A 23339-nucleotide genomic window follows, 5' to 3' on the forward strand; every position below is an offset into this window, starting at 1 on the left:
GCGCTGTTTCCATGAAATTAATCGTTAAAGTCTTCCCCGAAATCACCATCAAGAGCCGACCGGTACGGATGCGTTTCATCCGTCAATTGGCCAAGAACATCCGTGCCGTGCTCCGCGATCTGGACCCGGCTGTGGTGGTGAATGGCGTGTGGGACAACCTCGAGCTGGAAACCCGTGTCACCGAGCCCAAAGCCTTGAAGGACATGACCGAGCGCCTGAGCTGCATGCCGGGCATCGCGCATTTCCTGCAGGTGGATGAGTACCCGCTTGGCGACTTCGACGACATCACCGAGAAGTGCAAACAGCACTTCGGTAATGAGCTGGAAGGGAAGATCTTTTCGGTGCGTTGCAAGCGTGCCGGCAAGCACACCTTTAGCTCCATGGATGTCGAAAAATACGTCGGCAGCAAGCTGCGTCGCGAGTGCGGCGCCGCCGGAATTTCCCTGAAAGCGCCGCAAATTGAAGTGCGCATGGAAATTCGCGACCAACGGTTGTTTGTGATCCACAGCCAGCACAACAGTATCGGCGGCTACCCGCTGGGCGCCCTGGAACAGACCCTGGTATTGATGTCCGGCGGTTTCGATTCCACGGTGGCGGCTTACCAGATCATGCGCCGCGGCCTGATGAGCCACTTCTGCTTCTTTAACCTGGGCGGGCGTGCACACGAATTGGGCGTGATGGAAGTTGCGCACTTTATCTGGAAGAAATACGGCAGCTCCCAACGCGTGCTATTTGTAAGCGTACCGTTCGAGGAAGTGTTGGGCGAAATTCTCGGCAAAGTCGATAACAGTCATATGGGCGTAGTTTTGAAGCGTATGATGTTGCGCGCTGCGTCGCGGATCGCCGACCAGTTGCAGATCGACGCGCTGGTGACCGGTGAGGCGATCTCCCAGGTGTCCAGCCAGACGCTGCCGAACCTGTCACTGATTGACTGCGTGACCGAAAAGCTGGTGCTGCGCCCGCTGATCGCCAGTCACAAGCAGGACATCATCGACCTGGCCGAAGAAATCGGTACCGCTGATTTCGCCAAGCATATGCCTGAATATTGCGGGGTCATCTCGGTGAACCCCAAGACCCACGCCAAGCGCAACCGCGTGGAGTACGAAGAACAACAGTTCGACATGGCGATTCTTGAGCGTGCGCTTGAGAACGCCAAAATGGTCCCGATCGATCGCGTCATCGACGAACTGGGCCAGGACGTAAAGATCGAAGAAGTCAGCGAAGCCCTGGCCGGCCAGATCGTCGTCGACATCCGTCACCCGGATGCCGCCGAAGATGAGCCGCTGGAAATCGCCGGCATCGACGTACAAACGCTGCCGTTTTATGCATTGAACGCGCGTTTCAAGGAACTGGATAACAGCCGTCAGTACCTGTTGTATTGCGACAAAGGCGTGATGAGTCGCCTGCATGCCCACCATTTGCTCAGTGAGGGGCATGCCAATGTGCGCGTTTATCGACCGAGCTAAGAGCCCGGGGCTGTTTGCCTGTGGCCTGCGTCACCGGCCCCCCGACTCTGCCGTCAAGCTGTAACGGCAAGGCCTGACTCTACTGTAAATCGCTGCCACGACCTGTCAGCACACCGAATCCTCTGATCGAGATACACAAGTGATCGAAAATCTACGTAACATCGCCATCATTGCTCACGTTGACCACGGTAAAACCACCCTGGTAGACAAACTCTTGCGTCAATCCGGCACCCTGGAGCGCAACGAGCTCAACGACGAGCGCGTGATGGACTCCAACGACCAGGAAAAAGAGCGCGGTATTACCATCCTGGCTAAAAACACCGCTATCAACTGGAACGGCTACCACATCAACATCGTGGATACCCCGGGCCACGCCGACTTCGGCGGCGAAGTAGAACGCGTAATGTCGATGGTTGACTCCGTTCTGCTGCTGGTTGACGCTCAAGACGGCCCTATGCCGCAAACCCGTTTCGTGACCAAGAAGGCTTTCGAAGCCGGCCTGCGTCCGATCGTGTGCATCAACAAGGTTGACCGTCCAGGCGCGCGTCCGGACTGGGTTCTGGACCAGATCTTCGACCTGTTCGACAACCTGGGTGCTACCGAAGAGCAACTGGACTTCCAGGTTATCTACGCCTCGGCCCTGAACGGTATTGCCGGTCTGGAACACACCGCCATGGCGGAAGACATGACCCCGCTGTACCAGGCGATCGTTGACCACGTTCCACCACCGAAGGTTGACCGTGAAGGCCCGTTCCAGATGCAAATCTCGGCACTGGACTACAACAGCTTCCTGGGTGTTATCGGCGTTGGCCGTATCGCGCGTGGTAGCGTCAAGCCGAACACCCCGGTTGTGGCTATCGGCGCCGACGGCAAGAAGCGTAACGGTCGTATCCTGAAGCTGATGGGTCACCACGGCCTGCACCGCATCGACGTTGAAGAAGCCTTTGCTGGCGACATCGTATGCGTCAGCGGCATGGATTCGCTGTTCATCTCTGACACCCTGTGCCAGCCGGACACCGTCGAGGCGATGAAGCCTCTGACCGTTGACGAGCCAACCGTTTCCATGACCTTCCAGGTAAACGACTCGCCTTTCTGCGGTAAAGAAGGCAAGTTCGTGACCTCCCGTAACATCAAGGAGCGTCTGGACAAAGAGCTGCTGTACAACGTTGCTCTGCGCGTTGAAGAAGGCGACTCGGCTGACAAGTTCAAGGTGTCGGGCCGTGGTGAGCTGCACCTCTCGGTACTGATCGAAACCATGCGTCGCGAAGGCTTCGAAATGGGCGTTGGTCGTCCGGAAGTGATCATCCGTACCGTTGACGGCGTGAAGCAGGAACCGTTCGAAAACGTCACCATCGACACCCCTGAAGAATCCCAGGGCAAGGTCATGGAAGAGATGGGCCTGCGTAAGGGCGACCTGACCAACATGGTGCCGGATGGCAAAGGCCGTGTACGTCTGGAATACAACATCCCTGCTCGTGGTCTGATCGGTTTCCGTAACCAGTTCCTGACCCTGACCAACGGTGCTGGCATCCTGACCTCGATCTTCGATCGCTATGACACCATGAAGTCCGGCGACATGTCCGGCCGTCAGAACGGTGTTCTGGTATCGGTTGAAACCGGCAAGGCACTGACCTACTCCCTGGAAACCCTCCAGGCGCGTGGCAAGCTGTTCGTTGAACACGGTCAAGAGATCTACAACGGTCAGATCGTTGGTCTGAACAGCCGTGACAACGACATGGGCGTCAACCCAACCAAAGGCAAGAAGCTCGACAACATGCGTGCTTCGGGTAAAGACGAAACCATCGCCCTGGTTCCACCTGTTCGCTTCACCCTGGAACAGGCCCTGGAATTCATCCAGGACGACGAGCTGTGCGAAGTGACGCCTAAGTCGATCCGCCTGCGTAAGAAGATCCTGGACGAAGGCGAGCGTACCCGCGCTGCCAAGAAAGCCAAGAACTGAGTTAACTCAGGCTGAATGAAAAACGCCCCCGGTCGAAAGGCCGGGGGCGTTTTTTTATGCCTGCAGTTTGTGTGGTGTTTGTGCCGACCCTTTCGCGAGCAAGCCCGCTCCCACATTCGACCGCGTTGTTTCAGGATGAGCGCGGTCAAGTGTGGGAGCGGGCTTGCTCGCGAAGAGGCCAGTCAGAACACCCCAAAATCCAGATCAGAACTTATCGAGGGTCTTGAACTTAGTCTCGCGCACCACTTCCTTCGGCTTATACGCGCAATACCCAGGCCGTGGCCCGATCTTCGGGTGATTGCGGCAAGTATCCGGGCGCTTGTCATAAATAGTGCAGAAGCGCGTCTTACGATCCAGGTACAGGCAATCGTTGTTGCTCATGCGCTGCAGAGTAAAAATTTCTGACTTGGAATTGAAACGCTCGACGATGCCTTCCTTCTGCAAGCGCTTGGCGATGTTCTTTGGCGGGTCGCCGCGCTCGAACTCATCGACGATGCCGATGCGGATCAGGTCCTTGATCTTCACTTCGACCGGCAGCGTGCAGCAGCTGGACACGCAACCACCGCACATGTGCGCGGAATATTTCTGCCACGTTTCAAGACGGTCGAGTTCCGCGGCGGCGATCAGTTGAGGCTTCATCAGGGTTCCAAAAGGTGGGGCTGTATCCGGGCGCGCGATGATACCGGGATTGGTGATTTTTTGAACAATATTTTCCGGGTTTCTGCTGGAAGGCTTTTGGAACGTCAAAGCAGGCACGGCCCCTGCATCTAAATCCTGTATAGGTGAATGCGTTAAAAAACTGCCGAACCAGAGCGGCCGCCGTCTGTCAGACCGTCTAGGCTCTAGCAACTCCTTCTATCTCGCCCGAGGTCGCAATTGATGTCTCAGGAACCACTTGCACGAGAAGCAGAGGTAGCCGCGTTTCGCGATGCCGTCTTGACCAAACTCACCTACGCGGTGGGCAAGGACCCGGATCACGCCTTCGACCACGACTGGTTCGAAGCCATTGCCCTGGCCGCACGCGACCAGATGGTCGACCACTGGATGGACCATACGCGGCGTATTTACCGCAAAGGTCAAAAGCGCGTTTATTACCTTTCCCTGGAATTCCTCATCGGTCGTTTGCTGTACGACAGCCTGAGCAACCTTGGTGTGTTGGAGATCGCGCGCGAGGCACTCTCGGAGCTGGGCGTCGACTTGGAGCGCATCCGCCTGCTGGAGCCCGATGCGGCGCTAGGCAACGGTGGCCTGGGTCGCCTGGCCGCGTGCTTTATGGAAAGCATGTCGACGTTGGGCATTGCGGGTCACGGTTATGGCATTCGTTATGAGCACGGCCTGTTCCGCCAGGCGATTGTCGATGGCTGGCAACAGGAGCAAACCGAACGCTGGCTGGATTTCGGCAACCCATGGGAATTCGAACGGGCCGAAGTGATTTACCCGATCGGGTTTGGCGGCAGCGTCGAAACCCTGCCGGATGCTTCTGGCAAGCTGATCCAAGTGTGGACGCCGAGCGAAACCGTACGCGCGGTTGCCTACGACACCCCGGTGGTCGGCTGGCGCGGCGCGAGTGTCAATACCTTGCGCCTGTGGCGTGCTCGCGCAGTGGAAGACCTGCACCTGGAGCGTTTCAACGCCGGCGACCACCTGGGCGCCGTCGCCGAAGTGGCCCGCGCCGAAAGCATCTCCCGGGTGCTTTACCCCGCGGACAGCACCGAAGCGGGGCAGGAATTGCGCCTGCGCCAGGAATACTTCTTCGTCTCGGCCTCGCTGCAGGATTTGCTGCGTCGCCACAAGAACATGCATGGCTCGGTGCTGAGCCTGGGCGAACACGCTGCGATCCAGCTCAACGACACTCACCCGTCCATCGCCGTGGCCGAGTTGATGCGCCAATTGGTCGACTTGCACGACATTCCGTGGGAAGCGGCGTGGGACGTCACCGTCGAAACCCTTTCCTACACCAACCACACCCTGTTGCCCGAAGCGCTGGAAACCTGGCCGGTTGGCTTGATGGAGCGCATGCTGCCGCGGCACATGCAGATCATCTACCTGATCAACGCCCAGCACATCGACTCGCTGCGCGCCAAGGGCGTCCACGATTTCGACGTATTGCGCGCCGTATCGCTGATTGAAGAAGACAACGGCCGCCGTGTGCGCATGGGCAACCTGGCATTCCTCGGCTCCCACAGCGTCAACGGTGTGTCGGGCTTGCACACCCAGTTGATGCGCAACACGGTGTTCTCTGAGCTGCACAAGCTGTACCCGGAGCGCATCAACAACAAAACCAACGGCATCACCTTCCGCCGCTGGCTGTACCAGGCCAACCCGAAACTCACGTCGATGCTCGTGGACGCATTGGGCCCGGACATTCTCGACAACATGGAAACGCGCCTGGGCGAGCTGGAAACCTTCGCCGAGAAGCAGACCTTCCGCAAAGCCTTCGCCGATCAGCGCCTGCACAGTAAGCGCGCATTGGCGGACATCATTCACGAACGGCTGGGGATCGCGATCAACCCGGCGGCGATGTTCGATGTGCAGGTCAAGCGGATTCACGAATACAAGCGCCAATTGCTGAACCTGCTGCACACGGTGGCGTTGTACCAGGCCATCCGTGCCGAACCGGGCACCGACTGGGTGCCGCGTGTGAAGATCTTCGCGGGTAAAGCGGCGGCGAGTTATCACCAGGCCAAGTTGATCATCAAGTTGACCAACGACATCGCGCGCACCGTTAACAACGACCCGACCGTGCGCGGTCTGCTCAAGGTGGTGTTCCTGCCCAACTACAACGTCAGCCTGGCGGAAAGCATCATCCCGGCGGCGGACTTGTCGGAGCAGATCTCCACGGCCGGCTTTGAAGCCTCGGGCACCAGCAACATGAAGTTCGGTCTCAACGGTGCGTTGACCATCGGCACCATGGACGGCGCGAACGTGGAGATGCACGAGCGCGTCGGCGCCGATCACATGTTTATCTTCGGCCTCAGCGCGCAGCAGGTGGAAGCGCGAAAACACGCCGGTGAATTCAACGCCGGGCAGGACATTGCAGCGTCCCATCGCCTCAGCGATGTGCTGCAAGCGATTCGCGGCGGGGTGTTCTCGCCGGATGATCCGGGCCGGTATGTGGGGTTGATCGACGGGCTGATCGACTACGACCGCTTCCTGGTGTGTGCCGACTTCGATTCGTACTGGGAGGCCCAGGCGCGGGTCGAGGCGCATTGGCATGATTCCAAGGCGTGGTGGCGTTCGGCGGTGCTCAATACCGCGCGGATGGGGTGGTTCTCTTCGGACCGGACGATCCGCGAATACGCCACTGAGATCTGGAAAGCGCTCGACTAAACACGGCTGATCCCAAGGTGTGGGAGGGGGCTTGCCCCCGATAGCAGAGTGTCAGTTTGCAGATATGTCGACTGGTGCACCGCTATCGGGGGCAAGCCCCCTCCCACATTGGGCCCGCGTCGATATACTGAGCGCCGGTTTGCCTAGGGAATATCGACCATGCAATGGATTTTCATGCTGATTGGCCTTGCGCTCGGCTGGACGCTCGACGAGTCGTTCAGTGACGCGGGCATCGGTGCGCTGTTGGGGCTCGGCATTGGCCAGGCGATTCGCCTGGCGAAGCTGTCGGCCCAAGCGGACCAGCAGGCGCGTCAGTTGGAAACCACGCAAAAGTCGCTGATAGCGCTGGGTGAGCGCCTGCGGCAGTTGGAAGTGCCCGCGCCGACGAGCAGTGTCATCGTCGAAACACCCGTCCCTGAGCCGATAACTGTCACTAAAGCGCCCGAGCTTGTTTGGGAGCTGCCTGCCGACATCGCACCTGTTGCCATGGTCACCGAACCGAGCCAGCCGCTGCCGGCCGACGTTTGGACGCCTGCCCCAACTCCGCGCCCTCAAGCACCTGCGATTCCTCGTGGCCCCAACTTGATCGAACGCGCCATCAGCGGCGCACGCAATTGGCTGTTTGGCGGCAATACCGTGCTGCGGGTTGGCGTGGTGTTGCTGTTTCTCGGCCTGGCCTTCCTGCTGCGTTACGCCACCGAAGGCATGGTGGTGCCGATCGAGGTGCGTTACGCCGGGGTTGCCGCTGCGGCGTTAGGCTTACTGGGCCTGGGCTGGTGGCTGCGGCTGCGTAACAGCAACTACGGCTTGATGTTGCAAGGCACCGGGATCGCGGTGTTGTACCTGACGGTGTTTGCTGCGATGCGTTTGCATCCGTTGATAGACCCGAGTGCGGCGCTGGGCTTGCTGGTGGCCGTCACGGTGTTTTCGGCGATCCTGGCAATCACCCAGGATGCCTTGGGGCTGGCCTGTGCGGCGGCGCTCGGCGGCTTTGCGGCGCCTATCCTCACGTCTACCGGTGCCGGCAACCATGTGGCGCTGTTCAGCTATTTTGCCCTGCTGAATGCCGGCATCCTCGCCATCGCCTGGTTCAAGGCCTGGCGTTTGCTCAACCTGATCGGCTTTGTCGGCACCTTTGGTATCGGCTTCGCCTGGGGTCTGCGCTCCTACACGCCGGAATTGCTGTGGAGCACCGAGCCGTTCCTGATTCTGTTTTTCCTGATGTACCTGATCATCGGCCTATTGTTCGCCCGGCGCAAACTGCTGGAGATGAGCGACGCGCCCGAGGATGACAGCCGTGGCGCGCTGCTGCGCTGGTCGGCGGCCAAGGGTGATTATGTCGACGGCAGCATGTTGTTCGGTCCGCCGCTGGTAGGTTTTGGCTTGCAGTTCGCGCTGGTGCAGCACGTGGAATTCGCCGCCGCGTTCAGCGCGTTGGGCTTGGGCGTCATCTACATGGGGTTGGCCCGGCTGCTGAGCGGCGGGCGCGCCTTGCTGTTGGCGGAGACCTGCCTGGCCCTGGGTGTGATTTTCGCCAGCCTGGCGATTCCCCTCGGGCTGGATGCACGCTGGACGGCTGCGGCCTGGGCGGTGGAAGGCGCCGGAATCTTCTGGCTGGGCTTGCGTCAACAGCGACCACTGGCGCGAGCGTTCGGCTTGCTGCTGCAACTGGGCTCAGCGGTGGCATTCATCAGTGAGTTGAGCGTTGGCGAGCACACCTTGCTGGACGGAGCGCCATTGGGTGCGCTGCTGCTGGGCGCGGCGTTGCTGTTCAGCTTTGATCAGTTGCGCAAGGCCTCTACCGAACAAGCGACGGATTGGGAGCGCAAAGGCCTGCCCGTGCTGGCGAGCCTTGGCTTGAGCTTTTTGTACCTGCTCGCACCCTTGCTGCTGAATACTCAAGGCACGGCTGTCAGTTGGGCAATCGCCGGTCTGGCGACGCTGTTTGTCGGCCTGCGCATTGGTTCGCGGACCTTCCTGTTCACTGCATTCGCCGTGCAGTTGCTGGGCGGCGCGTTGTTCCTGCTGCGCTTGCAGGGCGGTGACGGGGCGGCGGTATTCAATGCGGGCTGGAGTGGCTTGCTCACGGCTTCGCTGATCGGCCTAGCGTTGATTGGTGGCATGCTTCTGGCGGCGCGCGATGAGATGGTGCGCGGCGATGTACGGCTGTTACGTGGCTTGTCGGTGGTTCTGCTGGCGGGTCTTATCCTGATTAATCTCGCGGTGCTGTTCGTCTTGCCTTGGGAGAGCGCGAGCGGCGTATGGGCGGCCAGCGGTTTGTTGATCATCTGGCTGAGCCTGTACCTGCAACAGCGCGTCAGCTTTGTGTTCGGCTTGTTGCTGCAACTGATCGGCGGCGGCTCGTTCCTGCTGGCGGTGCCGGAGTTGCTCGGCCCGTTGACCCGTGAGGGGCTGCGTCCGTTGGCCCATAGCGGTTTCTGGACGCCGATGGTGCTGGGCCTGGCGGCACTGGTCGGCGCCTGGCGCTTGCAGCGCGAACCCCACGCGCCGGTGTTTGCCGTGTTGAAATTGCAACGCCTGTCCGACTTGCTGCTGGTGTGGGGCACGGCTTGGTGGACGCTGGCATTGGTCGGCGAAGTGTTGCGGTTTATCCCGCAAGAGCTGCAGGGTCCGTTCCTGCTCGGCACCGCAGCAGTCAGCGTGGCGATCTGGGCGTTTCTGTCCGAGCGGCTGCGCTGGGCGTCGCTGGGCATGTTCTGCACCCTGTTGATGCCGGCGGCCGGTGTGGTGTTGCTGGTGTCTGCGCATAACTATTACCACCCGGCGGCGCAGTACGGTTGGCTGGCTTGGTTGGCGGTGTTTGTGGTGCATTTCATCTCGCTGCGGCGTTTGGCGGCGGTGGTTCCGGCCAAGGTGCTGAGCGCGGCGCACGTAGTGGGCTGCTGGATGCTGATCGGCGTGCTGGCGCTGGAGGTGCGTTACGGCCTGCTGGTGCTGTCGAGCGAGTACAACGCCTGGCGTTGGCTGGGCTGGGCGCTTCTGCCAAGCCTGTACCTGGTGCTGGCCGCCGCGCCGCGCCGCTGGCCATGGCCGGTATCGGCGTACCCAAGGGAATACCGCGTGCTGGCCGCGCTACCGCTGGCGGTGCTGATGTTGGGGTGGTTCTGGCTGGCGAACAGCTTCAGCGACGGCACGGCCGAGCCGTTGCCTTATGTTCCGCTGCTCAACCCGTTGGATCTGGGCTTGTTGTTCGCGCTGCTGGGCATTTACCTGTGGTCGCGCAGTGCGGCGCCTGAGCGTGGGCCGCGTATTGAATTGATCGTCCAGGGCGTGGCGGGTGTCTCGCTGTTCGCCTTCTTTACGGCGTTGGTGATGCGTACCGCTCATCATTGGGGCGGCGTGCCGTTTCAATTGGATGCGTTGCTGGAGTCGATGCTGGTGCAGGCCGGCCTATCGATCGTCTGGACCTTGATTGCCCTTGGCCTGATGATCGGCGGTCACCTGCGCCATCGTCGCGAAGTGTGGCTGATCGGCGCGGCGCTGATTGCGGTGGTGGTGGCCAAACTGTTCTTTGTCGAACTGAGCAACCGTGGCGGCCTGGCGCGGATTGTGTCGTTTATCGGTGTAGGCGGGTTGTTGCTGGTGGTGGGCTACTTTGCGCCGCTGCCGCCAAAACGCGTTGAACCTGTGACTGAAACCGAGGGGGGCGTCTTCTTGATGGGCAAGCTGAAACTGAGTGGTTTGGCGGTATGGCTGGCGTGTTCGGCAGCCTTTGCACAGGAAGTTCCGTCCGACTTCACCACCCAGGTACCGCTGGCCGTGAGCGGTAGCGGGCCCTGGTATCGCCTGGAACTGCCACTGGCGGTGCAATTGAGCGCGCGCCAGGCTGATCTCAGCGATGTGCGTGTGTTCAACGCCGCCGGCGAGCCGCAGGCTTATGCGTTGTCGCGTCAATCTTCGCAACGCACCGAAAGCCGCAACGTCACCGACGTGAAGTGGTTCCCGCTGTACGCCGCCGACACCCAGCAAGCCCTGCCCGACGTGGTGATGAAAGCCACCAGCACAGGCACCCTGGTGGAAATAAAACCGTCTACCGCGCCAAAGCCCGGCAAGCAAGTGCTGCGCGGCTGGGTATTGGACGCCAGTGCGATCAAGGCGCCGTTGCAGCAATTGAGCCTGGATTGGAGCCGCGAGCAAGAGGGCTTCCAGCGTTTCAGCATTGAGGCCAGTGATGACTTGCAGCACTGGCAAGCCTGGGGCGATGGGCAGGTGGCGCGCTTGTCATTCGCCGACGAGCGGGTCGAGCAGCATGACGTGAACTTGCCTGGGCAATCGGCACGTTACCTGCGCCTTGTCTGGCAAGGCCAGGCGGCGCCGCTGCTGACCTCGGCAAAGCTGGTGAGCGCGACGAGCAGTAGCCTGCCGATGCCGTTGGTGTGGTCGCAACCCTTGGCGGGCACGCGGCTCAACGCCGGGGAATACAGTTGGCAGTTGCCCACGGGGCTGAGCATCGAGCGACTGCGCATCGAATTGAAGCAACCCAACACGCTGGCGCCCGTTACGCTGGCGGGGCGCAGGGACAGCAAACAGGCGTGGCAGCCACTGAGCAATGGCGTGCTGTATCGCCTCACCCAGAATGGCCAGGACGTGGTGCAGGATGAATTGCAGCTGCCGGGCCAAACGGTCGCCGAACTCAAGTTGGCAGTGGATGAACGCGGCGGCGGCCTGGGCATTGAGGCGCCAGCGCTGCGTTTTGCGGTGCGCGCCACGCAGTTGGTGTTCCTGGCCCGGGGCGAGCCGCCATTTACACTGGCGCTGGGGAATGCATCGGTCAAGGCGGCGAACCTTCCGCTTTCGACCTTGATCCCTGACTACAGCGCCGAGCGTCTCAAGGCATTGGGGCAAGCGAAAGTCGCCGGGGAAGTCGCGGTGACGTCGCCGCCGATCGTAGCGGCTGCCGATGCCGGCACGAACTGGAAAAAACTCGGGCTCTGGGCCGTGTTACTGCTCGGCGTGGCGGCACTGGGCGCCATGGCCTACAGTTTGCTGCGCAAGCCGCCGGTGGCACGTTAAATAAAGTCCATGAACTCTATTGGGTTTAAATCCTCTGATAGGAGGAAATACGCCCCGACTCGCGCTAAACTGCGCGGGTTTTCAAGCCCCCCATTCTCCGGAGCCATACATGTCCCGCGTTACCTTGAGTCGCTATTTGATCGAGCAGACCCGCAGCAACAACACGCCTGCCGATCTGCGCTTCCTTATCGAAGTGGTGGCGCGTGCTTGCAAGGAAATCAGCCACGCCGTGTCCAAAGGCGCACTGGGTGGTGTCCTGGGCAGCATGGGCACTGAAAACGTGCAGGGCGAAGTGCAGAAGAAGCTCGACGTCATCTCCAACGAGATCCTGCTCGAAGCCAACGAATGGGGCGGTCACCTGGCCGGCATGGCGTCCGAAGAAATGGACAATGCCTACCAGATCCCGGGCAAGTACCCGAAAGGCGCGTACCTGCTGGTGTTCGACCCACTGGACGGCTCGTCCAACATCGACATCAACGCTCCCGTCGGCACCATCTTCTCGGTATTGCGTTGCCCTAACGAGTACTTGAGCCAGAACGAAGCCCTGAACGAAAAGGCCTTCCTGCAGCCAGGCACCGAACAGGTCGCGGCTGGTTACGCGATCTACGGCCCGCAGACCATGCTGGTATTGACCCTGGGCGACGGCGTCAAAGGCTTCACCCTGGACCGCGAAATGGGCAGTTTCGTACTGACCCACGAAGACATCACCATTCCTGCGTCTACCCAGGAATTCGCGATCAACATGTCCAACCAGCGCCACTGGGAAGAACCTGTGACCCGCTACGTAGGCGAGTTGATGGCTGGCGAAGAAGGCCCGTTGAAGAAAAACTTCAACATGCGCTGGGTCGCCGCCATGGTGGCCGACGTGCACCGCATCCTGACCCGTGGTGGCTTGTTCATGTACCCTCGCGACAGCCGCGAGCCGTCCAAGCCGGGCAAATTGCGCCTGATGTATGAAGCCAATCCGATGTCGTTCCTGGTTGAGCAGGCAGGCGGCGCGTCCACCGACGGTCACCAGCGTATCCTCGACATCCAGCCTGAAGGCCTGCACCAGCGTGTGGCGGTATTCCTGGGTTCGAAAGAAGAAGTTGAGCGTGTGACGGCCTATCACAAGAAGTAAGTTGCGGCGATAAGTGATCGGCGTTATTGGGAGCCGGTTCACCCTTAAAGAAGCCCCGAAACGTTTCAGCGTTTTCGGGGCTTTTTTGTTTTCGTTCGTCGGGAACCAGAAACCTCTTTTCCCTTCTAAGCTTCTGGCAGACCCCCATGCTGCTTAGTCCCTCCAGGAGTTTTTCCATGTCGTTACGTCGTCTCGCCTTGCTGACCTTTTGCGTGCTGTTGGCCGCTTGCAGCAAGGTCAACCAAGAAAATTACGCGAAGCTTTCCGCTGGCATGCCTAAGGCTGAAGTGGAATCACTGCTGGGTCAGCCGACTGACTGTTCCGGCGCACTGGGCATGTCCAGCTGCACCTGGGGCGATAAAAACAGCTTTATCAGCGTGCAATATGCCGGTGACAAGGTTCTGATGTTTTCCGGGCAAGGCCTGAAGTAAACCGGGGCGAAAGCCTGCGGGAGAAGAAGAATGATCCGTTTTGTTTTGTTTCTTTGTGCCAGCCTGTTTTTGGCGGGCTGCGCCAGCCATTCTGGCGATGATCTGCAACCCAAGACTGCGAGCAACGTCAACCTCAAGCGTTACCAGGGCACTTGGTATGAGTTGGCCCGATTGCCGATGTACTTCCAGCGCAACTGCGCGCAGTCCGAAGCCCGCTACACATTGCTGCCTGATGGCGACATGTCGGTGTTCAACCGCTGCCTGACGACCGAGTGGAAGTGGGAAGAAGCCAAGGGCACGGCTACGCCGCAAGTGCCGGGCAAGACTGACAAGCTTTGGGTGGAATTCAATAACTGGTTTAGCGCACTGTTGCCGGGCGTTGCCAAGGGCGATTACTGGGTGTTGTATGTCAGCGATGACTACAAGACCGCGATTGTTGGCAGCCCGAGCCGGCGGTACATGTGGATTTTGTCGCGCACGCCTACGGTGAGCGCCGACACTCGCGAAGACCTGCTGAGCAGGGCGCGGCAGCAGGGTTATGACACCACGCGGTTGATCTGGCGCACGTCGGACAAGCAGATGGCGAAGACTTCGCAGTAAACGGAAACACTGCCGATCAAATGTGGGAGCTGGCTTGCCTGCGATAGCATCACCTCGATATGCCTGACATACCGAGGTGCTTGCATCGCAGGCAAGCCACCTCCCACATGTGTTTTAGGGTGTTATTAACTCAGCAAATCTCTCAAGACTTGTGTGAACGCCCGGCTGCTTTCCTCTTCGCCTGCATGCCGCCCATCCCGCACCACCCACTTCCCGTTCACCAGCACATCACGCACCTGCCGATCCCCACCGGCAAACAACCAGCGATTCAAAATCCCGTCTTCGCTTGCCGTCGCCAGGTACGGATCATTGCCATCCAGTACCAGCCAATCCGCACGTTTACCCACTTCCAACCGGCCAATCGGCTGCCCCAACGCCTGGGCGCCGCCGTCCAGCGCAGCATCAAACAGCGTGCGGCCCACCATCGGCTGATCATTGCGATACAAGCGGTTACGCCGTTGATCGCGCAGGCGTTGGCCATATTCCAACCAGCGCAGTTCTTCCACCACGCTCAGTGACACATGGCTGTCGGAACCGATGCCCATGCGCCCGCCCTGGGCGAGAAAATCCACGGCCGGGAAAATCCCGTCACCCAGGTTAGCCTCGGTGGTCAGGCACAAACCGGCAATTGCGCGGCTCTTGGCCATGCGCGTGACCTCTTCAGGATCTGCATGCGTGGCATGCACCAGGCACCAGCGTTCATCCACCTCGACATTGTCATACAGCCATTGCAGCGGGCGCTTTCCGCTCCAGGCCAGGCAGTCGTCGACTTCTTTCTGCTGTTCGGCAATGTGGATATGCACCGGGCACGCCTTGTCGCTGGCGGCCAGCACTGCATGGATTTGCTCGGGCGTGACGGCGCGCAGCGAGTGGAAACACAACCCCAACTGCTGCGCCGGCTGTGCTGCCAGGATCGGTTTCAGCCGCGCCTGCAGGTCCAGATAGTGTTCAGTGCTGTTGATAAACCGCCGCTGGCCTTCATTCGGTGCCTGGCCGCCAAACCCGGAGTGGGTGTAAAGCACAGGCACCAACGTCAGGCCAATGCCACTGCTGGTCGCTGCCTGGCTGATCTGCCGCGACAACTCCGTGCGGTCGGCATACGGCTGGCCGCTGACATCGTGGTGCACATAGTGAAATTCGGCCACCGAGGTATAACCGGCCTTGAGCATCTCGATATACAGCTGACGCGCGATGACGTGCAATTGCTCCGGACTGATCTTGCCGACCATGCGGTACATCAGGTCGCGCCAGGTCCAGAAACTGTCATTCGGGTTGCCGGCCACTTCTGCCAAACCTGCCATTGCACGCTGGAAAGCGTGGGAGTGCAGGTTCGGCATACCCGCCAACACCGGGCCTCTCAGCCGTTCGGCAGCGTCTGCGCTGGCATTGGCCTCAACCTTTGTCAGCACCCCATCTGCGCTGACTTCAAGACGTACATCGTTGGCCCATCCATTAGGCAGCAGCGCGCGTTCGGCAAAGAAAGCGGACATGATCAAGGCACCCCGGTCGTGTGTTTATTTGTATATACATATACAGACGTTTGCCTGCTCGGTAAACTCCGGCAATCTATGCATCTTTTTCCCCTGCAAGGATTCCCTGTGCCGACTCCGCCTGCCAAGTCTTCGCTGGCTGCCCACATGGACGAAAGTCCGGCGCCCTTGTATGCCCGCGTCAAACAAATGATCAGCCAGCAGATCCTCAACGGCAACTGGCCGCCTCATTACCGTGTGCCGTCGGAGAGCGAACTGGTCAGCCAGTTGGGTTTCAGCCGCATGACCATCAACCGCGCCCTGCGCGAGCTCACCGCCGAAGGCTTGTTGGTGCGCATGCAGGGCGTCGGCACCTTCGTCGCTGAGCCCAAGAGCCAGTCCGCGCTGTTTGAAGTGCACAACATTGCCGATGAGATCGCTTCTCGCGGTCATCGACACACCTGCCAAGTCATCACCTTGGGCGAAGAAGCTGCCGGTTCCGAGCGCGCCGTCGCCCTGGAAATGCGCGAAGGCGGGCGGGTCTTCCACTCGTTGATCGTGCACTTCGAAAACGATATTCCCGTGCAAATCGAAGACCGTTTCGTCAATGCACTGGTCGCCCCGGAATACCTGCAACAGGATTTCACCCAACAAACGCCCTACGCCTACTTGAACCAGGTTGCACCGTTGACCGAAGGCGAGCACGTGGTCGAAGCCATCCTCGCTGACGCCGCCGAGTGCAAGCTGCTGCAGATCGAGCCCAGCGAACCGTGCCTGTTGATCCGTCGACGCACCTGGTCGGGCCGCCAGCCGGTGACGGCCGCGCGTTTGATTCACCCCGGTTCCCGTCACAGCCTGGAAGGACGTTTCAGTAAATGAGTTCCGTAAAAGTCTGGCGCGCTGCCGATTACGTGCGCATGCCCTGGAAAAACGGCGGCGGCAGTACCGAAGAAATCACCCGTGATGCCGGCGCAGGCCTGGATGGCTTTGGCTGGCGCCTGTCGATTGCGGATATTGCGGAATCGGGCGGTTTTTCCATCTTCGCCGGCTACCAACGGGTGATCACCGTGATCAAAGGCGCCGGCATGGTGCTGACCGTGGATGGCGAAGAACAGCGTGGGTTGTTACCGCTGCAACCTTTTGCGTTCAAAGGTGACAGCCAGGTGGAGTGCCGATTGATCACTGGGCCCATCCGCGACTTCAACCTGATCTATTCGCCGCAGCGTTACCACGCGCGTCTGCAATGGATCGACGGTGTGCAGCGTTTCTTCAGTACGGCGCAGACGGTGTTGGTGTTCAGCGTTGTCGATGAGGTGAAGGTGCTGGACGAGAAATTGGGGCATCACGATTGCCTGCAAATCGACGGTAACACTGGTCTGTTGGACATTTCCGTCGCCGGCCGTAGCTGCATCATCGAACTGACCGCACGCGGTTAAAAATGTGGGAGCTGGCTTGCCTGCGACAACGGCGTTTCAGTGCTAAATGTGCTGACTGACACGCCGCCATCGCAGGCAAGCCAGCTCCCACAATTGTTTTGTGGGGAACATTAAATCTGTTTCCAGTCTCTGCACCAGTTTGTTACCGAATGCCCCAGCGTGGCGCAAAACGACGTTGTCGTGACAAACCTCCCTCGCAGCAAAAGCCTCCCGTAAGAAATTTCATCAAGCCTCGAAGCCTTAATTTCCAAGGCTCGCGCAGGCATCCCCAAAAATTCTCGGCAGCTCTCTTAGAAAGTTGGCCGCTTGATTGCATATGCTTGTATGTACAAGTAAAGATGTGTGCGTAAGAGTCCACTTCGCACCAACACAGTATGCGCATCAATCGCCGAGGAGTTTTTTGTGACTAAGCCAACCAAGTACCGTGACGTAGAAATCCGCGCCGCCCACGGTAACAAGCTCACCGCCAAAAGCTGGCTGACTGAAGCGCCGCTGCGCATGCTGATGAACAACCTCGACCCACAAGTGGCCGAGAACCCGAAAGAACTGGTGGTATACGGCGGTATCGGCCGTGCGGCGCGTAACTGGGAGTGCTACGACCAGATCGTCGAGAGCCTCACCCACCTCAATGATGACGAAACCCTGCTGGTGCAATCCGGCAAGCCGGTTGGCGTGTTCAAGACCCACAGCAACGCTCCGCGCGTACTGATCGCCAACTCCAACCTGGTGCCGCACTGGGCCAGTTGGGAACACTTCAACGAGCTGGATGCCAAGGGCCTGGCCATGTACGGCCAGATGACCGCCGGCAGCTGGATCTACATCGGCAGCCAGGGCATCGTCCAAGGCACCTACGAAACCTTCGTCGAAGCCGGTCGCCAGCATTACAACAGCGACCTGACCGGCCGTTGGGTCCTCACCGCCGGCCTCGGCGGCATGGGCGGCGCCCAACCACTGGCTGCAACCCTGGCCGGCGCGTGCTCGCTGAACATCGAGTGCCAGCAGGTCAGCATCGATTTCCGCCTCAGCAGCCGCTATGTCGACGAGCAAGCCACGGACCTCGACGACGCCCTGGCGCGCATCGCCAAATACACACAGGAAGGCAAGGCCATCTCCATCGCCCTGTTGGGTAACGCGGCGGAAATCCTGCCGGAACTGGTCAAGCGCGGCGTGCGCCCGGACATGGTCACCGACCAGACCAGCGCCCACGACCCACTCAACGGCTACCTGCCGGCCGGCTGGACCTGGGACGAATACCGCGCCCGCGCCAAGACCGAACCGGCTGCCGTAATCAAGGCCGCCAAGCAGTCGATGGCCGTGCACGTCAAAGCCATGCTGGAATTCCAGAAACAAGGCATCCCGACCTTCGACTACGGCAACAACATCCGCCAGATGGCCCAGGAAGAAGGCGTGGAAAATGCCTTCGATTTCCCAGGCTTTGTACCGGCGTACATCCGCCCACTGTTCTGCCGTGGCATCGGCCCGTTCCGTTGGGCTGCACTGTCCGGCGACCCGCAAGACATCTACAAGACCGACGCCAAAGTCAAAGAGCTGATCCCCGACGACGCGCACCTGCACAACTGGCTGGACATGGCCCGCGAGCGCATCAGCTTCCAGGGCCTGCCGGCGCGTATCTGCTGGGTTGGCCTGGGCCAGCGCGCCAAGCTCGGCCTGGCGTTCAACGAAATGGTACGCAGCGGCGAGCTGTCGGCTCCGGTGGTGATCGGTCGCGACCACCTCGATTCCGGCTCGGTCGCCAGCCCGAACCGCGAAACCGAAGCCATGCAGGACGGTTCCGACGCCGTGTCCGACTGGCCGCTGCTCAACGCCTTGCTCAACACCGCCAGCGGCGCGACCTGGGTCTCGCTGCACCACGGCGGCGGCGTGGGCATGGGCTTCTCCCAGCACTCCGGCATGGTCATCGTCTGCGACGGTACCGACGAAGCGGCTGAGCGGATCGCCCGCGTGCTGCACAACGACCCGGCTACCGGGGTGATGCGTCATGCGGATGCGGGTTACCAGATCGCGATCGACTGCGCCAAGGAGCAGGGCCTCAATCTCCCGATGATCAAATAACTAAATGTGGGAGCGGGCTTGCTCGCGAATGCGGTGTATCAGTCACCGGAATCGTTAGCTGACCCACCGCTTTCGCGAGCAAGCCCGCTCCCACATTTGATCTGCAGTGAACCAGAAAACAATCCATCAGAGGTTGAACACACATGGCTGCAAATGACACCACCCCGTTGATCGAAAGGCGTTCGATCGACTACATCCCGGAAGCGGAAAGACACGGTCGTCTATTGAGCCAGTTCACCCTGTGGATGGGCGCCAATCTGCAGATCACTGCGATTGTCACCGGGGCTTTGGCCGTGGTGCTGGGCGGTGATGTGTTCTGGTCGTTGATCGGTTTGCTGATTGGCCAACTGATTGGCGGCGGCGTGATGGCGCTGCATGCGGCGCAAGGGCCCAAGCTGGGCCTGCCGCAGATGATCTCCAGCCGGGTGCAGTTCGGTGTGTATGGCGCGGCTATTCCGATCGTGCTGGTCTGTTTGATGTACCTCGGTTTTACCGCCACCGGCACCGTGCTGTCCGGTCAGGCGCTGGGCCAGTTGTTCGGTGTCAGCGACAGCGTCGGGATCCTGATCTTTGCCAGTGTCATTGTGCTGGTCACGGTGCTGGGTTACCGGGTGATCCATTTCATTGGGCGTGTCGCCAGCGTCATTGGGGTGATTGCCTTTGTCTACCTGTTCAGCCGTCTGATCGGCCAGACCGACGTTGGCGCGCTCCTGCAAATCCGCCACTTCAGCTGGAGCAGCTTCCTGCTGGCGGTGTCGCTCGCGGCCTCCTGGCAGATAGCCTTCGGCCCTTATGTGGCTGACTATTCACGCTATCTGCCGAGCAAGACGTCTTCGGTGAAGACCTTTTTCGCGGCTGGCGCAGGGTCGGTGATTGGGGCGCAGGTGGCGATGACCCTTGGCGTGTTTGCCGCGGCCATGTCCAACGGGCAATTTGCCGGTCACGAAGTGGCCTATATCGTGGGTTTGAGCGGTACCGGTGCCACCGCTGCGCTGCTGTATTTCAGCATCGCGTTCGGCAAGGTCACCATCTCCACGCTCAACTCCTACGGCAGCTTCATGTGCATCGCGACCATCATCAGCGGCTTCCGTGGTCGCCTGGAGGTTACGCGCCTGCAGCGCCTGGTGTTTGTGCTGGTGATTGTCGGCACTGCGACCCTGATCGCGTTGCTCGGTCAGCACTCATTCCTCGGCGCGTTCAAGTCTTTCATCCTGTTCCTGCTGGCGTTCTTTACGCCATGGAGTGCGATCAACCTGGTCGACTACTACTGCATCACCCGCGAACGCTATGACGTCCCGGCGCTGGCCGACCCGAACGGTCGCTACGGCCGTTGGAACCTGCTGGGTATCAGCGTGTATGTCTTTGGCGTGCTGGTGCAATTGCCCTTCATCTCCACCAAGTTCTACACCGGTCCCTTGGTGGCCGCGCTGGGCGATGTGGATATTTCCTGGATCATCGGGCTGGTGCTTCCCGCAGCCCTGTATTACGTGTGTGCGAAAAAATGGCACGGCACGGTGCCCGATCAATTGATCCTGCCGATAGAGCAGGGCGCTATACCAACAACAAACGGGCTGGCTGCACAAGCCTGATGGGACGTGGACAGGGCAGGACGCCTACTGACTGCCGTAATCCATTTCAAGATTGGGAGCGTCACAACAATGAAAATGCATAAGACCCTGTTGGCCACACTGTTCTCTGCGGGCGTGCTGGCGAGCGTTGGCGCCCAGGCGGCGGGCTGGTGCGAATCCGGCAAACCGGTGAAGTTCGCCGGCCTGAACTGGGAAAGCGGCATGTTGCTTACCGACATCCTGCAAACCGTGCTGGAAAAAGGCTACGACTGCAAAACCGATAGCCTGCCGGGCAACTCCATCACCATGGAAAACGCCCTGAGCAGCAACGATATCCAAGTGTTTGCCGAAGAATGGGTCGGCCGCAGCGAGGTCTGGAACAAGGCCGAGAAGGCCGGCAAAGTCGTCGGTGTCGGCGCTCCGATCGTCGGCGCAATTGAAGGCTGGTACGTGCCGCGCTACGTGATCGAAGGCGACGCCAAGCGCAAGCTGGAAGCCAAGGCCCCGGACCTGAAAAACATCGCCGACCTGGCCAAGTACGCCTCGGTGTTCAAGGACCAGGAAGAACCGTCCAAGGGCCGGTTCTATAACTGCCCGGCCGGCTGGACTTGCGAGCTGGACAACAGCGAAATGCTTAAGAGCTACGGCCTGGAAAGTACCTACACCAACTTCCGCCCTGGCACCGGCCCGGCGCTGGATGCGGCGGTGCTGTCGAGCTACAAGCGTGGCGAGCCGATCCTGTTCTATTACTGGTCGCCGACCCCGCTGATGGGCCAGGTCGACCTGGTCAAGCTGGAAGAAAAACCCGGCGTGGATAAAAGCGTGAGCATCAAGGTCGGCCTGTCCAAGACCTTCCACGAGCAGGCCCCGGAACTGGTGGCCGTGCTGGAAAAGGTCAACCTGCCGATCGACCTGCTGAACCAGAACCTGGGGCGTATGGCCAAGGAACGAATTGAGTCGCCGAAACTGGCGAAAATATTCCTCAAGGAACATCCTGAAGTCTGGCACGCCTGGGTGAGCGAAGACGCAGCCAAGAAAATCGACGCGGCCTTGTAGGTCAAGCCTGTCCGGCTACCCTGAGGGGCTAGTCGGACAGCCGGCCACAACCCACTGGATCGAGAGCACGCTATGTTTCCTGAGAGTTTTACGTTTTCCATCGCCGACTGGGTCAACGGTTGGGTGGATTCACTGGTCACCAACTACGGTGATGTGTTCCGGCACATTTCCGACACCCTGCTGTGGGCCATCGTCAATCTGGAAGGGATGCTGCGTGCGGCGCCCTGGTGGTTGATGCTGGCGATCGTCGGCGCGGTTGCCTGGCACGCCACGCGCAAGGTCGTAACCACGGCGGTGATCGTCGGGTTGCTGTTCCTGGTGGGCGCGGTTGGCCTGTGGGACAAGCTGATGCAGACCCTCGCATTGATGATGGTCGCCACCGTGATCTCGGTGTTGATCGGCATTCCGCTGGGCATCCTGTCGGCGCGCAGCAATCGCCTGCGTTCGGTGCTGATGCCGCTGCTCGACATCATGCAAACCATGCCGAGCTTCGTGTACCTGATCCCGGTGTTGATGCTGTTCGGCCTGGGCAAGGTCCCGGCGATTTTCGCCACGGTGATCTACGCCGCGCCGCCGTTGATTCGCCTCACCGACCTGGGCATTCGCCAGGTTGACGGCGAAGTCATGGAAGCCATCAACGCCTTTGGTGCCAACCGCTGGCAGCAACTGTTCGGCGTGCAACTGCCGCTGGCATTGCCCAGCATCATGGCCGGGATCAACCAGACCACGATGATGGCGTTGTCGATGGTGGTCATCGCCTCGATGATCGGCGCCCGTGGCTTGGGTGAGGACGTGCTCGTCGGCATCCAGACCCTCAACGTTGGCCGTGGCCTTGAGGCCGGGCTGGCGATCGTGATTCTCGCAGTGGTCATTGACCGCATTACCCAGGCCTATGGTCGTCCACGGCATGAGGCGAGCAAATGACTACTGTCAGCAAAATCGAAGTTAAAAACGTCTTCAAGATCTTCGGCAACCGAGCCAAGGAGGCCTTGGCGATGGTTGGCCAGGGCAAGACCAAGGATCAGGTCCTGGCTGAGACCGGCTGCGTGGTCGGCGTGAATGACCTGTCGCTGAGCATCGGCACCGGCGAGATCTTCGTGATCATGGGCCTGTCGGGTTCCGGAAAATCCACGTTGGTGCGCCACTTCAACCGCCTGATCGACCCTACCAGCGGCGCGATCCTGGTGGACGGCGAAGACATTCTGCAACTGGACATGGAAGCCCTGCGCCAATTCCGTCGGCACAAGATCAGCATGGTGTTCCAGAGCTTCGGCCTGCTGCCGCACAAGAGCGTGCTCGACAACGTCGCCTACGGCCTGAAAGTGCGTGGCGAAACCAAGCAGGTGTGCGCCGAGCGCGCCTTGCACTGGATCGAAACCGTGGGCCTCAAAGGCTACGAAAATAAATACCCGCACCAGCTTTCCGGCGGCATGCGCCAGCGTGTCGGCCTGGCCCGTGCATTGGCGGCTGACACCGACATCATCTTGATGGATGAAGCCTTCAGCGCCCTCGACCCGCTTATCCGCGCCGAGATGCAAGACCAGTTGCTGGAACTGCAAAAGACCTTGCACAAGACCATCGTGTTCATCACCCACGACCTCGACGAAGCCGTACGCATAGGCAACCGCATTGCGATCCTCAAGGACGGCAAGCTGATCCAGGTCGGCACCCCGCGCGAGATTTTGCATTCGCCGGCGGATGAGTATGTGGATCGGTTTGTCCAGCGGCGGGCGGCGGTGGTGTGAGCCAGGTTTTGTGGTGAACCGGCTGGCGCTATCGCAGCGGTGCGACGATTC

15 protein-coding genes and 2 pseudogenes are annotated in these 23339 nt (G+C 60.2%); 15 read left to right on the forward strand and 2 right to left on the reverse strand.

Annotated elements, in window-relative coordinates:
- Positions 1-11 precede the first annotated feature (11 nt).
- Entirely contained in the window at positions 12-1466 is a 1455-nt protein-coding gene (thiI, locus tag AB4O35_RS07700; protein ID WP_065879802.1) for a tRNA uracil 4-sulfurtransferase ThiI, read from the forward strand.
- 139 nt (positions 1467-1605) lie between these two features.
- Positions 1606-3426, forward strand: a complete 1821-nt coding sequence (gene typA, locus AB4O35_RS07705; protein ID WP_053140412.1) for a translational GTPase TypA — start codon at positions 1606-1608, stop codon at positions 3424-3426.
- A gap of 204 nt (positions 3427-3630) precedes the next feature.
- Here the strand turns inward: typA and AB4O35_RS07710 are convergent, their stop codons facing one another.
- Positions 3631-4065, reverse strand: coding sequence for a YkgJ family cysteine cluster protein (locus tag AB4O35_RS07710; protein ID WP_017529542.1), 435 nt, complete (start codon positions 4063-4065; stop codon positions 3631-3633).
- Positions 4066-4305: 240 nt separating this feature from the next.
- On the opposite strand from AB4O35_RS07710, the gene AB4O35_RS07715 reads away from it, so the two are divergent.
- The 6 genes and pseudogenes from AB4O35_RS07715 (at position 4306) to AB4O35_RS07740 (ending at position 13941) form a co-directional block, all read left to right on the forward strand.
- On the forward strand, positions 4306-6756 hold the full coding sequence (locus AB4O35_RS07715; protein WP_065875768.1) for a glycogen/starch/alpha-glucan phosphorylase: 2451 nt from the start codon (positions 4306-4308) through the stop codon (positions 6754-6756).
- Between the two features lie 159 nt (positions 6757-6915).
- Positions 6916-10422 (forward strand): annotated as a pseudogene (locus tag AB4O35_RS07720) (DUF2339 domain-containing protein); the annotation flags it as partial.
- A gap of 99 nt (positions 10423-10521) precedes the next feature.
- Positions 10522-11790, forward strand: a pseudogene (locus tag AB4O35_RS07725) (DUF3999 domain-containing protein); the annotation flags it as partial.
- Positions 11791-11899: 109 nt separating this feature from the next.
- Positions 11900-12910, forward strand: a complete 1011-nt coding sequence (locus AB4O35_RS07730) for a class 1 fructose-bisphosphatase (protein WP_003237460.1) — start codon at positions 11900-11902, stop codon at positions 12908-12910.
- Positions 12911-13086: 176 nt separating this feature from the next.
- Complete coding sequence (locus AB4O35_RS07735) at positions 13087-13341, forward strand: lipoprotein (RefSeq protein ID WP_049710452.1); 255 nt, start codon at positions 13087-13089, stop codon at positions 13339-13341.
- A 30-nt stretch (positions 13342-13371) separates the two neighbouring features.
- Positions 13372-13941 carry a lipocalin family protein gene (locus tag AB4O35_RS07740; RefSeq protein ID WP_065945582.1) on the forward strand — a complete coding sequence of 190 codons (570 nt, stop codon included), beginning with the start codon at positions 13372-13374 and terminating at the stop codon, positions 13939-13941.
- 125 nt (positions 13942-14066) lie between these two features.
- Here AB4O35_RS07740 and AB4O35_RS07745 read toward each other — a convergent pair whose 3' ends face one another.
- Complete coding sequence (locus AB4O35_RS07745; RefSeq protein ID WP_065945581.1) at positions 14067-15431, reverse strand: formimidoylglutamate deiminase; 1365 nt, start codon at positions 15429-15431, stop codon at positions 14067-14069.
- Positions 15432-15578: 147 nt separating this feature from the next.
- On the opposite strand from AB4O35_RS07745, the gene hutC reads away from it, so the two are divergent.
- The 7 genes from hutC to AB4O35_RS07780 all read left to right on the forward strand — a co-directional run bounded on the left by hutC (position 15579) and on the right by AB4O35_RS07780 (position 23288).
- Entirely contained in the window at positions 15579-16289 is a 711-nt protein-coding gene (gene hutC / locus AB4O35_RS07750) for a histidine utilization repressor (RefSeq protein WP_173668614.1), read from the forward strand.
- A complete protein-coding gene (locus AB4O35_RS07755; protein WP_065945580.1) occupies positions 16286-16846 on the forward strand; it encodes a HutD/Ves family protein in 561 nt (186 codons plus the stop codon). Before hutC ends, AB4O35_RS07755 begins: the two co-directional genes overlap by 4 nt.
- 402 nt (positions 16847-17248) lie before the next feature.
- Positions 17249-18919 carry a urocanate hydratase gene (hutU, locus tag AB4O35_RS07760; protein ID WP_065875762.1) on the forward strand — a complete coding sequence of 557 codons (1671 nt, stop codon included), beginning with the start codon at positions 17249-17251 and terminating at the stop codon, positions 18917-18919.
- Positions 18920-19062: 143 nt separating this feature from the next.
- The gene (locus AB4O35_RS07765; protein WP_460149580.1) at positions 19063-20508 is read left to right on the forward strand and encodes a purine-cytosine permease family protein; all 1446 of its coding nucleotides are present in this window, start codon (positions 19063-19065) and stop codon (positions 20506-20508) included.
- Between the two features lie 69 nt (positions 20509-20577).
- Positions 20578-21543, forward strand: a complete 966-nt coding sequence (locus tag AB4O35_RS07770) for an ABC transporter substrate-binding protein (protein WP_065875760.1) — start codon at positions 20578-20580, stop codon at positions 21541-21543.
- Between the two features lie 72 nt (positions 21544-21615).
- Complete coding sequence (locus AB4O35_RS07775; protein ID WP_049710445.1) at positions 21616-22467, forward strand: ABC transporter permease; 852 nt, start codon at positions 21616-21618, stop codon at positions 22465-22467.
- Complete coding sequence (locus AB4O35_RS07780; protein WP_065945578.1) at positions 22464-23288, forward strand: quaternary amine ABC transporter ATP-binding protein; 825 nt, start codon at positions 22464-22466, stop codon at positions 23286-23288. The genes AB4O35_RS07775 and AB4O35_RS07780 overlap by 4 nt, the downstream gene beginning before the upstream one ends.
- The last annotated feature ends 51 nt before the right edge of the window (positions 23289-23339 follow it).

The organism is Pseudomonas sp. H1_A03, assembly GCF_054685145.1.